The organism is Paraburkholderia sp. EG286B, from assembly GCF_040965655.1.
GTDB lineage: Bacteria > Pseudomonadota > Gammaproteobacteria > Burkholderiales > Burkholderiaceae > Paraburkholderia.
On the sequence record NZ_JBFRCF010000032.1, the window covers coordinates 23,841 to 43,531 of the forward strand.

The window sequence follows — 19,691 nt, forward strand, 5'->3', positions numbered from 1 at the left end:
TCTACTGAATGCTCGAGGCAATTTCGAAAATCGGCATGTACATCAGCACCACGATCCCGCCTATCACCACGCCGATGAAGATCATCATGGCGGGCTCGATCAAGCGCGAAATCAGATCGATCGTGCGCGACACCTGCGCCTCCTGGAACGCCGCGATGCGGTCGAGCACGGGGCCGAGACCACCCGTCTTCTCCGCGACCGTCAACAGGCGGTACGCGATCGCGTTGGCGAGCCCCGCCTCCTGAAACGCGTCCGAAACCTTCGCGCCGTTGCGCACCTGGTGCAGTGCACCCGCGAGCGCCGTCTGGTCCGCTCGTCCGACCAGGCCCTGCGCGAGGTCGAAGGCCTTCACGGCGGGAATGCCGCCGTCGACGAGCATGGCCGTCGTGCGATAGAACTGCGACTGGCGAAACACGCGGAAGTGTTGCCCGATACCGGGCAGCGCCAGCATGCGGTCGGCGATCCAGTTGCGCACGAACGGGCGGCGCAATGCGAAGCCCGTCGCCACGGCCAGCACCGCGACGCTCACGGACAGCCCGGACCCGTGCGCGTGCACCAACCCGCCCCAGGCCATCAGCATGCGCGACAGCAGCGGCAGCTCGCGCCCGCTGTGTTCGAGCAGGCTCGCGAAGCGCGGCACCACGAAACCGAGCAGGAACAGGACGACCGCCGCGCCGACGAACAGCAGGACCGTCGGATAGATCGCCGCGGACACCACGCGTGCACGCAGTTCGTGGAGCGTCGCGCTGTTGCGCGAATAGCGTGTGAGGCTGTCGGCGAGGCCGCCGGTCTGCTCGCTCGCCTTCACGCACGCCACCAGCACCAGCGGGAAGATATGGCTTGCGTGCTCGAGCGCCGCGGACAGCGAGTGCCCTTCCTCGAGCTGGCGCAGGAGGTCGCGATACACTTGCGCCGACGCCTCGCGGCGCTCGTTGCCGCCAAGCGTGCGCAACGCGTCGACGACACCCACGCCCGCATCGAGCAGCGCGGCGAGCTCGCGCGCAAAGAGTTCGACGTTGAACCGGCCGCCGGGAAGCCCCAGCCGGTTCGCACGTTGCCGCCGCCGGCCGCCCTCGGCGCGCACCGAGACGACGCGCAGACCGCGGGAACGCGCGAGTGCCGTGGCCGCCGCGGGCGTTTCGCTGTCGAGGCGAAGCGTCTGGACCGAGCCATTCGTATCGAAGACACGCAGCACGTACTTCACGTCGACTCTCCTTGCAGACAACTCACCCGCGCCGCGCGTCCCTACCACGACGAGATCGTGACGTTCTCGCCCGTGCCGTCACCGCGTCCGTTCTTGCCGAGCGAATACAGGTCGTAGTCGCCGTGGTCGCCCGGCGAACGATACTGGTATGCGCGATCCCACGGGTCCACGGGCACCGCCTTCTGCAGATACGGCCCGCTCCAGCGCGTGGCATTCTGCGGCTTCTCCACCAGCGCCTCCAGGCCTTCTTCGGTCGTCGGATAGGCGCCGACGTCGAGCCGGTATTGATCGAGCGCCTGGCCGAGCGACACGATCTGCGCTCGCGCGATCTTGACGTTCGACTTGCCGACCTGTTCGAAATATCGGGGCGCAACGAGACCGGCCAGCAAGCCGATGATGACCATCACGACGAGCAGTTCGAGCAGCGTGAAGCCGCGGCGCGCATACGTGCGTGCCGGTGCCGCAAAACCGGCGCAACGCCGCGGCGCCGCTGACTCGGGCATCCGCACACCGCGTTGGATAGAGGTCGATTCGCTATGCACGGCTCCCCCCTGTATCGACTCACCGCTTCAGCGCCGCTGAAGCCGTTGCATGCATTCTTGTTCAGGTCGATACGGGCAAGAAGTAGGGAGTGCCGTCCAAAGACATGGGTAAAGACCCTCCAGTTGCACGATCCCGTCTGGAGGGATTTCACACATGCTCGTCGTCGGGCAACGACAGCACGCCCATGTCGATCGCAATGCGCACGAGGCCGTTCAGGTTCCTGATGCCGAGCTTGCGCATCAGGTTCGCGCGATGCTTTTCGATGGTCTTGGGGCTGAGACTCAGGCACTCGCCGACCTGACGGTTGGTGTGCCCTTCCACCACGAGCCGCAACACCGTGCGTTCGCGGCCCGTCAACGCGTTCCAGAGCTGCGCCTTGTGGGCGAAGTCCTCCTGCGATCCGTGCGCCCCGCCGCTGATCCGGTTCCCGCCGGCCGCGGGCTTGCCCTGCATCACGAAGCGCATTTCCCGCACCAGTTGATCGAACGACGCGTCTTTGACCACGTAGCCGTCGGCGCCCGCGGCGAACGCCTCCCGCACGTGGTCTTCGCTCCAGTGCACGGTAAGGACGATGATCCGGACGCGCTGAAACTCGCGCTTGATCGCGGCGATCGCTTCGAAGCCGCTGCCGCCGGGCATCGTCAGATCCATCAGGATCAGGTCGGGCAGCGTCTCTCTCGCGAGGCGATGGGCTTCGAGCCCGCCGGCCGCCTCGCCGACGATGCAGTAGTCGTCCAGTTCGGAAACCATGCGGCAAAGGCCGCTGCGCAATAAATGCTGGTCCTCGGCAATCAGCACACGATGTCTTTTTTCCAATTTCGTCGCTCCTTGCGGGACGCTGCAGACCTAGTTGGAAGCGACGACATCGTGATAGGCGGCGAGCAGCTCCGACGGCGTGGCGAAGCCGTCGATGCGCAGCCAGGGCTTGCCCGGCGCGGCGCGCAGGAAGGCGACCGGCGTGTGATTCATCTTGTCGCCCCGATAGACGTTGAACGCGCGCTGCGCCGCGATGCTCGCCTCGACCGTGCCGGTATAGTGCTGCCACTCGGGGCCGGCTTCGAACCTGGCCGCATAGGCCTTCAGACGCGCAGGCGTGTCCTCTTCCGGATCGATCGAGATCGAGACGATATGGACCTTGTCCCGGTCGCTGCCCAGATCGTTCTGAAATTGCTCGAGCGTCTGGCTGGTCATCGGGCAGATCGTCGTGCAGGTCGTATAGATGAAGGTCACGATCACCGGACGGCCATCGTTCAACTCGTCGACGAGCGAAACGGTCTTGCCGTCGTCGCGCACGAGGTCGACCGAAGGCAGCGTGTATTGCTCGGTCGTGCGCGTCGTCATGCCCGCCATCATGTGATGATGCATGTGAGGATCGGCAGCGGCGTCGTCGGCCGGCGCGCTCCATGCCGCGGTTGCCGCGAGTGCGATGCCCGCCAGCGCCCCGAGCCTTAACTTTGCAGTCCTGTTCATACTGGTCTCCAGAAATGAGGAGAAAGGTCGCTTCTCGCGATGCGCAGGTCGCGGCGCTTTCACTCCCCTGCGAGCCCAGTGTCATGAATTTGCCAGTGAGCGTCATGGGTGGAGGGACCCCAAACGACGGTAGGGTATGCCCGCTTGATGGAAAACCCGCACCCTGCAATGGGGGAGTCCCCACACTACGAGCCCCCATATTCCCCGTTGCCGCTCACATCGCTCACGGCCTAAAATCCCGGTATTCTTACGATCGGATTATGTCGACGCATCGGGGAGCTCCAATGGATGCGATTCAGCCAGGGGGACCGCAGGTAAGATTGCTCGATCTGATCGACGCAATGCGCAAACTTCGTAGTGCGGCCTGCGCCAGCCAACCCGACGCCGGCGTCGTCACCGACGCACGTGGCGCGGCGCTCGCGATTGTCACGCCCGATGGGACCTTCGTGTCGGCCAACCGCAGCGCGGCCGCACTGCTCGGCTATTCGAGCGCCGAACTCGCCGGCAAGGGCCTCGTCGACCTTGCGCCCGACGACGCTCATGCCGCGTTGGCAGACGAATTGTCCGCCAGCGTAGTTCGCGAGTTTCATTCCTTCAGCGCCGTGCTCACCGGCCGGACCGGTCACCCGACGCGGCTTGCACTGCATCAGCAATGGGTGCCCACGAAGGCGATGGATTCGGGCGTCTTGCTGACGCTTTTCGAAGAACCGCTGATCATCGAACCCGGGGCTGCCGACCCCGCCGAGCGGCTCGACGCGAGCGAGCGGTTATGCCAGACGTATCTGATGATCGGTCAGCAGAAAGAACGCCAGCGTCTCGCTTCGGAGTTGCACGACGGCCTCGGCCAGGCGCTCACCCTCGTCAAGCTGATGACCGAGGACGCGCTGATGCGCATCCGTCGCGGGCAGGTCGACGATGCGGTGCAGCTGCTGGATTCGACCGTATTCAGGATCCGCGAAACGATCGGCGACGTGCGGCAGATATGCGGCGAACTGAGGCCGCTCATGCTCGACAAACTGGGGCTTCCCGCGGCATTGGGTTCGCTGTGCCGGCGCATCGAACGCGGCACGGAGGCGATGTCGGTCGTGTTCGACTGCGATGTCGCCGACAAGGACGTGCCCGAGCATCTGAAAGCAGACATGTTCAGAGTCGCTCAGGAGGCGCTGAACAACGCCGTCAAGCATGCCGAGGCAACCGAGATCTCCCTCAGCCTGCGCGGCGATGCGGTGCGTCTGGTGCTGACGATTCGGGACAACGGCATTGGCTACGAGAACCATCCGTTCGCCACGGACGAAGCGTATACAACAGGATTGGGGCTCATCGGCATGCAGCACCGCGTAGAAACGCACGGCGGCGCGTTTTCGATCGAGTCGTCCGCGGCGACCGGGACGCTCGTCTGCGCGACCTGGACGCGCTAGCGCCGCCCTCGCCGCATTCAGGTTCCCGTCTCGCCCAGCCGGTATTCGGGCTCTTCGCCGCTTGGCCCCGAGCCCGGCGCCGGATCGGTGCGTTCCGGCAAATGCTCGTCGCTCACGTCCGGCTCGGCGCATTTGGCGGCGAGCGAGGTCAGCAAACCCATGCTCATCGCAACGAGCACCAGTTCGGTCAGGTTGGCGATATGAAGCTTGTGCATCATGCTCGCGCGATACTTCTCGATCGTCTTCGGACTCAGGTTCAGATATTGTCCGACCTGCCGGTTGGTGCGCCCTTCCGCGATCAGCTTCAGCACGCTGCGCTCGCGCGCCGTCAGCACGTCCCAGGCATGCTTCGGTGCGGGCGCTTCGCGGCCGCTGACGAACGAGTCGACCATATACCCATAGACGTCCGCACTCAGATGCTTTTTGCCCTGCATGACCGAGTGCATCGCGACCAGCAACTCTTCGAACGAGACGTCCTTCAGCACGTAGCCGTCGACGCCGGCACGCAGCGCTTCCCGCACGTACTCCTCGCTTTGATGCACCGTGAGCGCGATGATCCGGATGCCCGGCGAGCGCCGTTTGATTGTCGCGCTGGCGTCGATGCCGTTCATCCCCCGCATCGACAGATCCATCAGGATCAGATGAGGGGCGAGCGTCATCGCCTGCTGGCAGGCTTCCTTGCCGTCGCGCGCTTCGCCGACGACGTCGTAGTCGGCTTGCGCACACAGCATCGAACGTAGACCATTTCGCAGCAGATCGTGATCCTCTGCGATTACAACGCGACATTTGGTATACACGTCTTGTCTCCCGTGCCCGTGCCCTGGGCCGTCATAACCGCATTAACGATTTGACGAAATTCTTCCCTTCCACAAAGCTTTCACTATTTACATTCGAATTCCTAACTGTTAGCCTTATGTTATTTTTGGATTACTGTGTGTGCGCCTGCCCTTCGCAAGGTTCACGCCACTTCGCGCAGAGCGAGCAACGGCGCGCATCTCCACTGTTCGAGGCATTTCGGCAGTGCATCAAGCGCCGAAAAATGTTTCAAATTCGAACTCTTTTGAAATCTCCAGAAGATTAGCCATCACAATGGCTAGCAGGAAACCCGTTCTTTTTTATCATTGGGTGAAAATTAACCGATGATATTTGCATCCAGTGAGAAGAAATAAGGCACTGCGCATGACGGCCGATTGGCCGCCGTTGATTACCGTCTATTACCGTTTGTTTCTAATGTTAAGTTTTTGCAATGGGCTTTTTGGCCGCTCTCTCGCGTCACAAAGTGTAGGGAGGTGCCCCATTGCCGAGCCGTTTTTTCTTCCACCACAATTCAGGTGCAGGAGAAAACAACGATGCATTGCCAACCGTCATCCCGCTTCGGAAACGCGATCATTGCCGCATTCGCGATGCTCGGTGCGGTGTTGCCGGGAACGGCGTGCGCGCAAATTTTTGGCACGGTCGACACCAACGGCGCCATCGTTCTGACGAATGTGCGCGGCAAGCCAGGATTGAAGGTGATCGTCGCGGGCGAACCGCCGGGCGAACCAGGCGCGAGGCGCCGGTCGCGCAAGTCACCGGGCGGCGCCGACTCCCCGTTGTACGCGGACGTGATCGACGAAGCGAGCCGCTCCTTTCGCGTTCGACCCGAACTGCTTCGCGCGGTGATCGACATCGAGTCGGGATACAACCCGAAGGCGGTTTCGGACAAGGGCGCGCTGGGACTGATGCAGTTGATGCCGGAAACCGCTGCGCGATTCTCGCAGGGCGACATGTTCAATCCACGAGACAACGTGCTGGCCGGCGCCCGCTATCTGCGCTTCCTTCTCGATCTGTTCAAGGACGATGTAGAACTCACGCTGGCCGCCTACAACGCCGGTGAGAACGCGGTGATTCGCGCCGGCTATCGCGTGCCGTCGCTGCCGGAAACACGTCTGTACGTGCCGCGCGTGCTGGCGCGCTACAAGCAGCTTCTCGCGGCCAGTTGATCGCCGGCTTGCGCGCCACCCGACGGCCTGCATAGCGAACCGGCCGACTGGGGGACCAGTTCAGTCGGCCGGACGCCCTCTGCGACGTAGAACGCGAACCCTTGCAGGGGTGCTGCGTCCTACGCTCTCCCTCCGTTGTCTACCGCGTGCGGGCACACGTCACCGAAACAAGGCAATGGTCTTGTCCGATCCCTCGCCGTGCGCCAGTGCATGGTGAAGCTCGATCATGTCCTCGATCTCTTCCACGCGCTCCTTCGGGACGTCGATCATCATCAAAAGCTCGCCGCGGAGGATCGCTTCTTCGAAGCGTTTCAAGCGCGTATTGCGCATCTCGACGCCGACCATCGCCGCTACCGCGGCGCCGAAACCTGCGCCTGAAAGTGCGAGGATCGCCACCGTGCCGCCGGCGATCCGGACGTCTTCGGGCGGACAGACAAGCGCAATCAGCGCCACCACCAGCCCGATCGCACAGCCCACTGCCGCGCCTCGCGCCAGCGAAGCGAGCAGATCGCTGCGTTGCGCGAGCGATGCCTGCGGCAAGGCGTCGAGCGACACATTCTCGTTGGCGATGACATGCATATGCCGCCACTCGACCTGATGCAACAGCAGTTCGCTGGCGACCGCTCGCGCGCGCTGTGCGTTGGGCAGCAAAAAATAGACGCGTCGCATTTGGGCTATTCCCGCTTTCCGTCGAAAGTGTGCAGATGCACGACACGCTCCCGCAATACGCCATCGATCTCACGGCACGATCCAGTCCCCGTCGGCGACGAGCTTGATGTGGTCCGGCCCGGCAAAGCGGACGATATAGCCGCCCTTGGATGCGAACGTCTGCCCCGGCGCCAGCGTCAGGCGCGGATAGTAGCCCGTCAGGATGCGGCGTTCGAGCATGTCCTGAATCCGCTCCACCAGATAGTCCCTCACGAACGCATCGACCATATGGCTCAGGGTCTCGGCGAGCAGACCGCAGGCAAGGTAGGTGTCCGCCTGCACCTGGGGCGCCACCATCGGTATCTGTCTGATCGAGAACCAGCCGAACGCGTAGTCGACGCGCACGCGCCGCCCTTCCGGCAAATCGAACGGGTACGCAAGGCGCGTGACGCCACGCCAGCTCGCCGGCAGGGGGGTGCTATCCAGGCCGCCCATGAGGCCCGACATGAACACCGTATGCGTCGCTGGAGGGATTCGCGCGAGCGCTGCAATATCGGGCGGACGCAGCCACAGCACGAGCACGTCCGAGCGCGGTATGCCACGCAGCGCACCGGCAACGCCCTCGCCGGGGGCGAGCGCGTGGTTCGAGACCGCGATGCCGTGCGCCGCCAATGCCGTAGCGAGCGACTGCGCGCCGCGTTCGCCGTTGTCTCCCGTGCGGTAGACCTGCCAGACGCGCGTCGTCGCCTTTACCTCTTTCGTCTCCAGCACGGGCGGCGCGCCGGCTTCATCGACGATGCGCGCCCCGATCAGCTCCGACTCGAGCAGCACGCCCTTCGAGAAGTACACGGAATAGAAGTCGCGATCGTTTTCGATTGGCACCTCGACATTGGGAAAGAGGCACGGCACGGCCTCCTCTTCGCAGAAGTCGTGAATCGGCGCCCAGTTCTTGCCACCGAGACCCGACAGCACGGCGAACACGGGCTGCCGGGCCAGAAACTGCGTGAGTTGCCCGCGCCACGTGTCCGGCGGACCTTTGAGCTCCCACACGTGCAGTTCCCAGCGCCGATTCACCATGAACATCATCTTGCGCGACGAACGCAACGGCGGCACCGCGCCGAGCGGAAAGACGTTTTTGTCGGCGAAATAATGCGTGAGGACATCGAGCATGCCCGTGCGTTTCACCGGGTCCGCATCGGGGGTGATGATCGTCGCGAAGTGCAGCACGGTATCGGTGACGCCCGTGGGCCTGCGCCGATCGAGCTGTTTCAGATAGCCGATCAGCGCCTGCATGTCGGCGTCGTTCAGCGCGTACTGCGGCATCAGGCTGCTGAGCGGCTTGCCTTCGGAGTCGATGCCTTCGCGTATGGCTCGCGCGACCGTCGCCTCCGTGTACGGTTCACGTTCGGCGCGCATTCCGGGAACGTACGGCAAGTCGCCATCCTCCGGCGTTTGAGTGCGTGGCTCGACGAGGTAGCGCCAGCTGATCGGCGGGATGCTGCTGTTGCCTTCCCTCGAACCCAGCCCACTGCGGCGATGACAGTTCATACAGGCTGCGGCTGCGCCTTGCAGGTGCACACCCCCGTCGTGCATCGCCTCGAGCGCTGCGCCCGAACCCAGTACGCCCTGCTGATAGATGGCCTGCCCGGCACTCGCCGTCGCGACCGGCTCGGCGGCAGGCGCGCAACGCGCCTCGCGCACAGGCACGATCAGCGCGACGAGCAACGCGCATGGAGCCAACCATCGCGTCGCCCGCGACGGTGCCCGTGCGCGGCCTCCCGGCCTGCTTGCCGCGCGCTTCATGATCAGGGCGACGGATGTCCGGCGCCAGGCAGCGCCGGCGAGGCATCGACGTCGATCGAAACCGATTTGCGGTGCATCTGCGGCGGCGCTGGCCTCGTGAAGATGCCATCGTCCAGCGCCGGATTGAGCGACACCTTGTCGATCGTCAGCTTGTCCTTTTTGTCGGATGTCGCTGCCCCGCTCTCGATCTCGAGCGGTATCTGCAGCCCCTCGACGCTCCTGAAGTCGCTGTAACTCACCTCCACGACGACCGTCTGGCCACGCGGCGTGCGCACCTGGTGGTCGACCTGCACGTCGAGAAACGTTTGAGCGTCGATCCACACGTGGCGGATCACACCGGAAGGCAGCTTCGCGGCAAGACGATACGCATCGCGCCCGCCCACCTGATCCTTGCCCTCGAGGGTGACGGTGACGCCCTTCGCTGCATGGTCGATCAGGAGCCCGTCGATCACCTGCTCGTCGCGCGCGGAGGTCGCCTCGTCCATCGAGTACGGTCGCGGCGTCGCGCTGCCCATGCCGTTGGGGCCCAGTTTCCAGCCTTGTTTGCCGTCGAATACCCGCACGGACTTCTGGTTGTACACGGTGACCTCGAAGCGTGTCTTGTTGGGGCGTTTCATGGCGAGGACGAACGGCAGATCCGGCGCAGGCGCATTGGCGCTATCCACGTGGCCGGACCAGATCATGGTCTGGACTTTGCGCCACGCGTCGAGGCCGCCTCTCGCCTCGACGTTCTTCTCGACGATCTCATCGGCACTCAGATCATGCGCGGGGATCTGCTCGCCCGCGAACACGACCGCCGCAACGCTGCCGGCGAGCACCCAAGCTGCGACTGGTTTCATGGCCGTCAACCTCATGGGGGCACCCAGCGGCTAGTGGCTTGAGTTCTGGCGCGGGCCCGGATGCGCGCCGGCATTGGCAGTTGGGCTCGCACTCGTCGCCGGACGCGGGCTCGGGCCCGGGTTCGCGCTGACGACCGGTGTGGGGTGCGTGACTTTCGACACCGTGAGCTGCGGCTTGGCAAAGAGCGCGTCGTCTGCCTGCGGATTCAGCGCGACCTTATCGATGGTCAGCTTGTGCGTCCCTCTCGCGCCGACGACCACCGTTTCGATCGTATGCGGCATGACGAGGCCGCCCTCCTTGCGGTAATCGCGATAGAAGATGGCGACGTTGTGCATCTTGCCGTCGAGCTTGCGCGCATCGCCGTCGACCTTCAGTTCGAGAAAGCTGGCCGCATCGATCCATACGCGGCGCGACGTGCCGTCTTTCATCGTCAACTTGAGCACATACGCGCGGTGGCCCTCGACCATTTCCATGCCGAGCACGTCGATGCGCGTGCCCTTCGCCGCATAGTCCATGAGCGGACCGTCCAGTTCGGCCCACGATGCGGCCGCCCTGGCCTCCGCGGGCGTGTAGGGCTCCACTTCGTTGCGGCCGAGGAACGGCCTGACCTTCCAGCCCTGCGCGCCGTCATAGACCTGGAATGCCGTCTGGTCGTTGAAGCGGACCTCGATGCGGCTCTTGCGCGGGCGCTTGAGCGTCATCGTGAAAGGCAGCTTCGTGTTCTTCGTGCCGCCCGCTTCGAGCTGCCCCGACATCGTCATCGCGTTGACCGCGTGCCACGCCTGCAGGCCGCCGCGCGCCGCGACGTTGCGCTCGACGATCTGCGCCGCGCCCATGTGCGCCGCCCCTGCGGTCTGGGCGCTCGCCGCAGAAGACCCCGCGAACGCCATGGGAGCGCTTGCCACGAGCGTCACTGCCGACGCGGTCCGGATCGCCAGCGAAAGAAAGCGGTTCATGAGTTATCTCCTCTTCATCTGCGCACGAAAAGCGCGTGCGCCATCATTCGACTATCAGCCCGTCGATGTGGAACGACCCCACGAATACGTCGACGCGCTCCCCGGCCTTGATCAGACCGCCCTTGTTCGAGAACACCATCCAGTACTCCTGACCGGTTTCCAGCGGACCGCTCTGGCGCAGCGCGCCGACCTTGTCCATTACCGGGATTTCGAGCAACGCATGGCTCGTGCGCCCGAACATCACGGCCGTCGCGGTCTTTTCGCCGAGCGGCCGCGCGGCCACCGGGTCCGTCACGCGATAGCTGAAGCGGATCAGGTTGCCCGACGCCGTGCGGCGCACGCTCAGGTGGTCGATGCCCTGCATCATTTCGTAGTAGCCCTTCGCGCGCTGCGGCAGGCTCGCCGGCGAGTACGGCGACTGCTTCGCCGCCGCGCTCGCACCGGCCTCGCCCACCGCCGGCTGAAGCGAGGCGGCGGCGAGGCAGATACTGCCGGCCAGCAGCACGGCCCGCGGCGACCGGTCGCGACGCTGGCTCATGGCAACGCTCCCAGTGTCTTCAGACCCGCCGGCGTCGTGACTGCGGGCGGCGTGCCCACCGGCAGCGCAGGCTGGCCCTGATTGCCCTGGTTGCCCTGTGCGCCTCCGGTGCCGGGCAGCCCTCCGGCGTTCGCGGCGTTCGGCAAGATCCCCTGCAGCAATCCGAGCAGCGTCACCGGATCGTTGACGCCAAGCGCGAGCGGATACGGCTGCGAGGCGAACACGCCGGGCCTCACGAACTCGACGGCTCCGATGTCGTAGCCACCCAGCTGCGGCCGCGGCGTGCCGAAGATGTCGCGATTCGGCGCACCCGCTGCCGTGGCATGGTTGACCGCCGGCGAGGTCCCCGGAATCGTGTAGTTGCCGAGCAGCGTGTTGAGTTGCGTGCCCGTGCTCGCCTCGTTGAACAGCGACAGCGGACCGTACGACATGTTGATCCAGTTGTTGCCCTCGTCCGGCGTCGCCGACGGCAGCAGGCTGAACAACGGATTCGGCAGCACCGTGTCCGCAATGCCCGGGGGCACCGTGATGCCGATGCCACCCGCCTCCGGCGGCACACGCGCACCGTTGCAGTACTGATGCACGACACCCGGATTCGAGCCGCTGTTGTTCGCGTTCGGATAGTCGCCGGCGTCGGTCAGGATCGAGTACCGCGGGTTCATCGTCAGACCGGAACCATGGTTGGCGGCGCCGGTGTCGCCGAACGCGCCGATGTCCCAGTAGACCGCCTTCGGATCGCAATAGCCCGTGGCGTGCCCGGCCTGATTCAGCGACGGATTCAGCGTGACCACGTTCTGCAGCCCGGCGATGCCCGGATCCAGTCCTCCCACCGTGATGTAGAACGTGCGGTTCTGCCAGAACAGGTCATTCGTGAGCACCGGGTTCGAGAACGTTGTGCAGTCCGGGTGGCCTGCCGGGCACTTCACGTTCGGCCGGGTGAATGCCGCCACCAGGTTCTGCGTGTGGCGCGCGGTCTCGAGCCCGGCCGGCTCGTACTGCGACGTCGTGGTCGGCTGGCACGTCGTTTCCGAACCCGAGGTCGTGCAGTTCGGCGGCCCGACATTGGCCTGGGTCGCGGCGGCCGTGTTGAACAGCACACCGGCCGTCGCCGTCGTGTCGTTGGAGATGACCGTGTTATTGATGAAGCTCACCGCCACGGCATCCTGCAGCGACACGCCGCCGCCCGCCCAGCCCGCCACGTTGTTCGCGATGATGTTGTTCGTCACCTTCACGCGATACCACCGGGAGCTGTCGTTCGGACTCCGTTGCACGTCGGTGCCGTTGACGTTCTGCAGGCGCAAGCCGCCGCCCTTGCCGCTTTCCGCCGTGTTGCCGACGATCAGGTTGCCGTCGATCGTGATGTCCGGGCCCGCGCCGTCCGAGAGCTGCGGCGCGCAGTCGACGTCGGTGGCCGCGTTCTCGCAGAAAGTGCCGTCGGGCGGCACACCCTGGACGATCAGCCCGCCGCCGTACGTCGGCAGCGTCGGGTTGTTGCTCTGATTGAACAGGATCCAGTTGTGCGACAGGTCGCCGTTGTAGCTGAAGCCGAAGTGCGCGACACCGCCGCCGTCACCGCTGCTGATATTGCCGCATACCCAGTTGTAGTTGAACTTGTAGTAGTCGGCGCCCGAGCAGAACGTCACCCCTCCGGCCGAAGACGGCGTGGTCGAATTGATTTCGTCGCCATACGAAGCGTTCGACGTGACCTGGTTGTTGTGCACGTTCACGTGGACGTTGTACTCGAACGGCAGCTGGGTCGCGTTGTTCGCCGCGATGTTGCCGTCGGGCACTTCGACCTGGCCGACGATGATGCCGCCCGTGAGCGTTCCCGCGTTGGAGAAGACGCGATTGTTCGATACCTCCGTGTAGTGGTTCCAGCCATGCAGGTAGATACCGCCGCCGCCTTGCGAGCTGTTCGTGAACGACATGCCGTCGATGCGCGACGGGTTGCACAGGAAGTTGCTCTGATAGGTATTGCAGTCCGCGGCGCTGTTGGTGAGCGGCGTGCAGATGCCGTTCGCCAGGCAGTTCTGGTCCTGGGTCAGCACACCGCCCACCAGCACGTCCTTCACGCCCTTGCCGAGCACGGTAATGGCCGCGCCTTCGTACGCGCCCATCAGCGTCGGCTCGATCAGCGTCTCCGCGAGGTTGCCGTTGAGGTTGAAATCCCAGCCGGACGTCGGCTCGAACGGGATCCCGTCGATCTTGCGCTGCATCGAGGCGAGGCAACTATATGCGCCGGTCGGATCGTACGGGTTGCTCGCCGAGATCAGGCCGCCGTTCAGCGCGTCGCCGAACAGGCACCCTACCTGCCTGCGCCACGGGTCGAGCTTGCCCGACGGATGCGGGTTCGCGTCCACGGTCACGGACGTTGCACCCACGCCCTGCAGCCGCACCGGCTTCCACATGAGCAGCATCTCCTTGTAGGTGCCCGGACCGACGACGATCATGTCGCCCGGAGCGGCATGGTCGATCGCGGTCTGGATCGCATTGCCCGCGGTGTTCTCGCCACCCACGAAGGTGGGCGCCTTGCCGCCGATCGTCACGGTGACCGCATCGATCGAGCGCTTGCCGCTGGCTGCGGTGACGACGAGCTGGCCGCACTGGGTCGGCGTCGTCACGCCGCGCTGCTGGATCGTGCAGGCCGCATCGGGACCGAGCAGAGGCGGCACGACCACGGTGATCTTCGCGTCGCTCCACGATGTCACCGGCGCCGGGATGCCCGCGATCGTCACGACGCCCCGTTGCTGGCCGAAACCGTAGTTGCGCGTGATGAACTTCTGGTTGAACGGCGCGCCGGTGGCACTCGGACCCGTGTAGGCGTGGTTCGGCACCTGCTGCGTGCCGACCGAGGTGATCGTCAGCGTCTTCAGCGGTGAGCTGACCCACGGGCCCGCGCCGCCGTTGCTGCCCGCGGACGTATTGCCCGCAATCGCGTCGCCGGTCACCGAGGCAATGCCCGGCGTGCCATCCGGATAGGCACAGTCGACCTGGTTATAGCCGTCCGCGAAGGCCGAGACGGGCACGACCGGCGTGTCCATGTACTGCGTCTGTCCGGGCATGAACGGAATCTCGTAGCAGAACTGGCTGTATGCCGGGTTATAGAGCGGGTCCTTGATGGTCTGGCCGGAATGCGCCGGGTCGGGCATGTACGGATCGTTCATGCAGGCGACCATCATCGTTGGCGCGTAGCCCGTCGGGTTCGGCGGGTTGACTTGCCAGGTCGAGTAGGTCAGCCCGTTGAAGATGCCCCACTGATCCGAATAGGTGCGCGAGATTTCGTTGCCCGCGAAGTCCTTGAATGACACCGGCACGTTTGGCACTGCGAACTTCTCGCCGAACTGCGGCGAATACGGGTCGAACTCCGACGAGAAGTCGTCCAGCATGAAGCCGGTGTAGTGGGCAGCAACGTGCGTCGAGCTGAAGATCCAGAACTTCGCCTGCACCGCGCTCTGGTCGGTGAGCTCCACCTCCTTGCGGTCGCACAGGTTCCTCGAAGCCCCCGCAAACGGCGAGACTTCCTGCGAGCCCGGGAACAGGCTGATATAGTCCGGCACGATCCGCAGCTCGCCGACGCACGGCCAGAAGCGTTCGATGGACCCGGTGTCGCCTTCGGCGTGCGGGGTCGAACCGAGATTCGAGGTCATGTTCTGCGCGTTGTTCCGGTTGTAGGTGGAATTCATCGCCGCCTGGTCGGGCAGAATGAAGACGTCGCCGATCCCGCCGAACTGCTGGGTGACCGGCGCGATATAGTTGTCGCCGATCAGGATGTTCTTGTCCTCCTCCTTCACCAGTTCGTAGCCCGGCGGCACGATGATCTCGACCACATACTTGCCGGGCGGCAGCATCTGCGTGCCGTCCTTCGTCGGATTCGCGCTGCAGATCGTGCAGTTGGTGCCGGTCGGCAGGCCGCTATGCGGATCGCGGCCCGTCACGCTCGGGAACTGATACATCCCGTCGAATGGCGCCGGTTGTACCTGGTTGAACACGTGCATGCCGTCATAGCACTTGAACTGCGCATTATTCGGCAGCGCACGCTGCTGCGGGTCGAGCCAGTTCGGCGTGTTCCGCAGCGTGTAGAAGTACGGATCGGTGGTGCTCTGGCCCGGACAGTTCATGTTCGGCACGCCGTCCGAACGGAAGCCCTGGGCCCAGTCATCCCAGCTCGCTGTCTTCGTCGTGTCGACGAGCTTCAGGCTCGTCGAGCCGTCCGCCGCCACGCCTTCCTGGTACAGGTTCACCGTGACGTTCGGCACGTCGGGCGTCCACTTCGTGTGAACCAGCAAGGTGGGATCGTCGAACGGGCGCGTCGAAGCGTAGACGACTTCGCCACGGATCCCGCCGTTCTCGTTCGCCCCGTACTGCGTCTTGCCGAACTCGATGAACGAGTTCTGTCCCGAGAAGCCCTGCCAGCCCATTGTGGTCACCCACGGCGGATCGACGCGGCCGGTCGAGGGATTCGAGCCCGAACGGTCGTTGCAGTCCGCGTCGTTGCAGTACACCGCGCCCGGCACCCGCAGGTTCGTCGGCAGATGCACCGATTCCTGCGTGTTCGCGAAGTTCGCGGCAATGGTCGATGTGCCGCCGCCCGGCGTGCCGTCGGGCGGACCGCCCGCGTCATAGACGACGTGCACGCCCGTCTGCTTGAAGCGCGTCAGGTCGGTATCGACGACATACCAGTTGAACAGCGGGAACTCTTCGTTGAACGACGCATAGCCGTTCCCGTCGGTGACGTTGAAATCCGAATAACTGCCGTCGCGGAAACGGATGTTGGTCGGCAGCAGCGCGAGGCCCGGCTTGCTCGGATCTCCCACGCCGTTGCCGTTCGTGTCGAGGAACGTCCGCGTATAGAGATTCGTTTGCCACTGAAGCACCGCGATATCGCCCGCGTCGGTCACCGTGCCGCCGCCGAGCGTCACGGCCGATGCGAGCCCGTCGACGATCTGGTCGTTCCACTGGTCGAACACGGTGATTCGGGTTATGCCGGCAGGCAGGCCCGTGAAACTGAACGTGCCGTCCGCGTTGCACTTGGTGAACGCGTAGTCTTCACCGTCCGGATCGCCCACGCTCACGTAGCATTGCGTGAAGCTCAACGGCTTGCGCGACTGGCTGCCATACAGGTGCTCGTCAGGCGGACGGCTGTAGTGCAGGTTCGTCACCCGCCCCTTGAGCCCGTTGTTGCAGCTCGAGGTGGCGCACAGCAAAGGCAGCCGCGCGTTGATGATCTTCGGATTCGCAAAGCCGATCGACACGTGGAAGCCCGCCGGGCCGAATTCCTGGAAGTACGCCGGGCCGCCGATCTTGATGAACGAGTCGTGGGCCTTCTCGCCGTCCAGCGTGTTCGTCTGCAGCCACTCCTCGCCTCGCGCGATGCGGTCAGCAGCGGGCGTCGCGATGACGCCGTACCTACCCGGCATCAGGTTCGCGATGATGGCCTGTCCGACGAGCGGCGACAGCGTCTTGCCATCCGACTCGTATTTCGGGCAGGTCGGGATCATGCCGACGAGGCCATCGGTCGATGTCGAAATCGGGCACGCGTTGAGCCCGCTGACCGGATCGATCGTGCCTTGCAGCGAGTTGGACAGCGGCATGTTGAACATGTCGTAGGTCATCTGTCCGGTCGGCTGGCCGCTGCCGCCCGCGTCGTCCCACAGCTTGATCTCGAAGCCGCCGAGTCCCGGCTCGCGGGCCGAGCCGAAGGTGTCGGTGCCGCCGCTCACGTCCACTTCGCCGTTCAGCGGCGCGTCGTCCTCGAACACGAACACGGAAACCTTCGCTGTCGGGAATGGCGACTCCTCCAGCAACACGTTGACCGACGTCTGGCCGGCCGCGATCGGCGCGCCGCCCATGCCGTTGCCGCACTTGCCCGTGCCCGGCGCGAAGTTCGCGACGCCCGGACAGTCTTTGGAAATGTCGAACTGCCGCTGCGCGCCTGAGGGGTTGGTCGGGTCGACCGGCTGTGGAACGCCGCCGCCGTTCGTGAACGAGTTGTACGCGTTGCCCGGCAGGATCGAAATGTAATAGCGCTTCTTCGGATCGAGCGCCACCTGCGACGGATCCACCGGCACCTGCTGCGCCGCCGTGGTCCGGCACACGCCGTTGCCGACGTCGCACACCGCCGGCAGGTGGGTCTGGCTGACCGGGTCGTAGACCGTCTGCCCCGCTTCGCACGCGGCGACGCCGACACAGCCCGCCGCCACCACCGGCATGTAGCTCGTATGGAAGTTCGCGCCGAGGCTCGGCACCGGCAGCGGCGGACACGTAGCCGGACGCGTGGGCGAATTCACCTGGCATGCCGGATCGATCTGGAAGGTGCGATCTTCCTCGATGATCCAGCGGTAGTCGCTGATCTTCACCGGCGTCTTGCCCGGCTGCGTGCTCGGCGCATCGAGCACGTTGACGACGAGTCCGCTGCCGCCCTTGAACGTCACCGTCACGGTCGCCGTGTTGCTCGCGGTGTTCTGCGCATTCACTGCCTGATACTGGAACGTCACGCTGGCGGATGCCGCGCTGCCCATTGGCGCTGTTGCCGGGCTCGCCGTGAACGAGCCGTCCGGATTCAGCGTGACGGAGCCGCCCGACGGGGTGCCGACCAGCGTCGCGGTGAGCTGCAGGCCATTCGGATCGCTGGCGTAAGTGAGCACACCAGGCTCGGAGATCTGCAGCCGCGAGGCAATGTTGCTCGTATAGGCGGCGTTACCGGCCGTGGGCGGTCCGGACTGACATCCGTTGCCCGTCGTGCACGCGGTGAGCGTCACCGTCGCCGCGGCGTTCGGATTGCCGTTCGCCTGGTACACGAAGCTGTCGGCCGTCGTCCCTTGACTCGGCGTGTAGACGAACGTGCCGTCCGGGTTCAGCGTGAGCGAGCCGCCAGTCGGTGGCGTCTTCACCTGCACGCCATAGACGTTGGCGTCCTTCGCCGCCACGCCTCGCGCCGGGTCGGACACGGTCAGCGTCTTGCCGGGTACGAAGAAATAGGTGGAACCGGTGACCGAAGCGTTCGCCACCGCGGCAGCGGACGCCGCGGTGGAGTTGTTCACGCTGATGTAACCCTGCATGCCGCCGTCACGCGCGTTGTTCGTCGACAGGCTCAGTTCGCGATCGAACACCGGCAGCGCGGAAGCGGCTGCCGCCGGCATGTTGACCAGCGCGTCGTAGGTCTTGCCGGCCGCCATGAACACTTCCGACTGAATCCGCGGATTGCCGGGCAGCACGTTGCCGTCCTCGGCGATCAACGCGAAGCCGGAGACCGGCGTGGCGCCCGTTTGCGCGCCGACCACGGCCGGCACGTGCATGCGCAGCCCCGCGTTGACGAAGCGAAGCATCACCGGCCCGGTGGTCGCGGCGCTCGTCGCCGCGAAGGTCGAAGCGCCCGGATTGGTGCGGTCGAACGAGACGCCGTTGATCAGGTAGTAGCGCGGATCGTAGTTCACCGTGGGCGGATAGCAGGTGCCGAACGCAGTCGACTTCGAATCGCCGCAGCCGCCCGGCTGCCCGGACCAGGACAGGGTTTCGCTGAAGCCCGGCGTCGCGACCGCGGCGGCGACCGCGGTGTTCTGCACCGGATCGATTTCGCTCAGCACGAGCGGCACGTCGGTGTCGTAGCTGATGCCCGGATACGCCTGCGCGGGCGTCGTGCCGTTGGCCGCCGTTCTCACCACCAGCACGCCATACAGCCCCATCGGCCCCTGGATCGATGGGTGCGTGCCTGACTCGATCAGGTAGGTGCCCGGGTTCAGGTTGCTCCACGTGAGCGCGGTGGTGCTGCCGTGCGCCACTTCGGTCGCGAACGACTGCACGCGGGCCGTTTGCGTCGGCGGCGTGAAGGTCGCACCGCCGGGCGCGGCGGCGGCGGTCGGCCAGGTGGTCGCGGTCTGGGTGGGGTGCGTCGGGCTCGGCATGCTCGTCGCCGACGTGCCCAGACCGCCGCCCAGCTGCCCGACGATCACGAGCGAGGTCGGCACGGCGCCGGGCAGGCTGTTGGCGAGATTGATCGTGAGCGGCCCTGGCGGCACCGTGATGACGACGGGCGACCAGTTCGCCCCTGCCCCGGGGTTCGCCGCCGTACACGTGGCCGGCGCACCGGCCGCTGTGCAGCTGTAACCCCACATCGGCACCGCCTGCCCATCGGGCATCACGGCCGTGGTGGCCTTCGCAGTGAGCGTGACGGATGCCTGGGCGAATGCCATCCCGCTCGCGCTCAACAATACGGAAGCGGCAATCGACGCCTTAAGCATACCTAACAGATTTGCCTTGAGTGTGGTGGATCTCATCGCCGTTCTCCCCGCC

General features: G+C 65.1%; 13 protein-coding genes. 2 read left to right on the top strand and 11 right to left on the bottom strand.

The features are described 5' to 3' along the window. Position 1: 1 nt before the first annotated feature. The 4 genes from AB4Y42_RS38520 to AB4Y42_RS38535 form a co-directional block, all read right to left on the bottom strand. Complete coding sequence (locus AB4Y42_RS38520) at positions 2-1,204, bottom strand: type II secretion system F family protein (protein WP_368692435.1); 1,203 nt, start codon at positions 1,202-1,204, stop codon at positions 2-4. 41 nt (positions 1,205-1,245) lie between these two features. Beyond that, entirely contained in the window at positions 1,246-1,707 is a 462-nt protein-coding gene (gspG, locus tag AB4Y42_RS38525) for a type II secretion system major pseudopilin GspG (protein WP_368692434.1), read from the bottom strand. 187 nt (positions 1,708-1,894) lie between these two features. Then, a complete protein-coding gene (locus tag AB4Y42_RS38530) occupies positions 1,895-2,563 on the bottom strand; it encodes a response regulator (protein WP_368697191.1) in 669 nt (222 codons plus the stop codon). 30 nt (positions 2,564-2,593) lie between these two features. Next, the gene (locus AB4Y42_RS38535) at positions 2,594-3,217 is read right to left on the bottom strand and encodes an SCO family protein (RefSeq protein WP_368697192.1); all 624 of its coding nucleotides are present in this window, start codon (positions 3,215-3,217) and stop codon (positions 2,594-2,596) included. Between the two features lie 83 nt (positions 3,218-3,300). Between AB4Y42_RS38535 and AB4Y42_RS38540 the strand changes: the two genes are divergently transcribed. Then, positions 3,301-4,635, top strand: coding sequence for an ATP-binding protein (locus tag AB4Y42_RS38540; protein ID WP_368692431.1), 1,335 nt, complete (start codon positions 3,301-3,303; stop codon positions 4,633-4,635). A 17-nt stretch (positions 4,636-4,652) separates the two neighbouring features. On the opposite strand, the gene AB4Y42_RS38545 is transcribed toward AB4Y42_RS38540, so the two are convergent. Next, on the bottom strand, positions 4,653-5,432 hold the full coding sequence (locus tag AB4Y42_RS38545) for a response regulator (protein ID WP_368697193.1): 780 nt from the start codon (positions 5,430-5,432) through the stop codon (positions 4,653-4,655). Positions 5,433-6,038: 606 nt separating this feature from the next. Here AB4Y42_RS38545 and AB4Y42_RS38550 point away from each other — a divergent pair. Beyond that, complete coding sequence (locus AB4Y42_RS38550) at positions 6,039-6,617, top strand: lytic transglycosylase domain-containing protein (protein ID WP_368697213.1); 579 nt, start codon at positions 6,039-6,041, stop codon at positions 6,615-6,617. Positions 6,618-6,776: 159 nt separating this feature from the next. Here AB4Y42_RS38550 and AB4Y42_RS38555 read toward each other — a convergent pair whose 3' ends face one another. From AB4Y42_RS38555 to AB4Y42_RS38580, 6 genes are all read right to left on the bottom strand, one after another. Further along, positions 6,777-7,286 carry a DUF1269 domain-containing protein gene (locus AB4Y42_RS38555; protein WP_368697194.1) on the bottom strand — a complete coding sequence of 170 codons (510 nt, stop codon included), beginning with the start codon at positions 7,284-7,286 and terminating at the stop codon, positions 6,777-6,779. Positions 7,287-7,355: 69 nt separating this feature from the next. Further along, a complete protein-coding gene (locus AB4Y42_RS38560) occupies positions 7,356-9,068 on the bottom strand; it encodes a c-type cytochrome (RefSeq protein ID WP_368697195.1) in 1,713 nt (570 codons plus the stop codon). Between the two features lie 2 nt (positions 9,069-9,070). Further along, the gene (locus AB4Y42_RS38565) at positions 9,071-9,907 is read right to left on the bottom strand and encodes a hypothetical protein (RefSeq protein ID WP_368697196.1); all 837 of its coding nucleotides are present in this window, start codon (positions 9,905-9,907) and stop codon (positions 9,071-9,073) included. Between the two features lie 30 nt (positions 9,908-9,937). Next, positions 9,938-10,864, bottom strand: a complete 927-nt coding sequence (locus AB4Y42_RS38570; protein ID WP_368697197.1) for an outer membrane lipoprotein-sorting protein — start codon at positions 10,862-10,864, stop codon at positions 9,938-9,940. Between the two features lie 43 nt (positions 10,865-10,907). Then, positions 10,908-11,402, bottom strand: a complete 495-nt coding sequence (locus tag AB4Y42_RS38575; protein WP_368692425.1) for a hypothetical protein — start codon at positions 11,400-11,402, stop codon at positions 10,908-10,910. Continuing rightward, on the bottom strand, positions 11,399-19,675 hold the full coding sequence (locus AB4Y42_RS38580) for an Ig-like domain-containing protein (RefSeq protein ID WP_368697198.1): 8,277 nt from the start codon (positions 19,673-19,675) through the stop codon (positions 11,399-11,401). Before AB4Y42_RS38580 ends, AB4Y42_RS38575 begins: the two co-directional genes overlap by 4 nt. Positions 19,676-19,691: the final 16 nt, after the last annotated feature.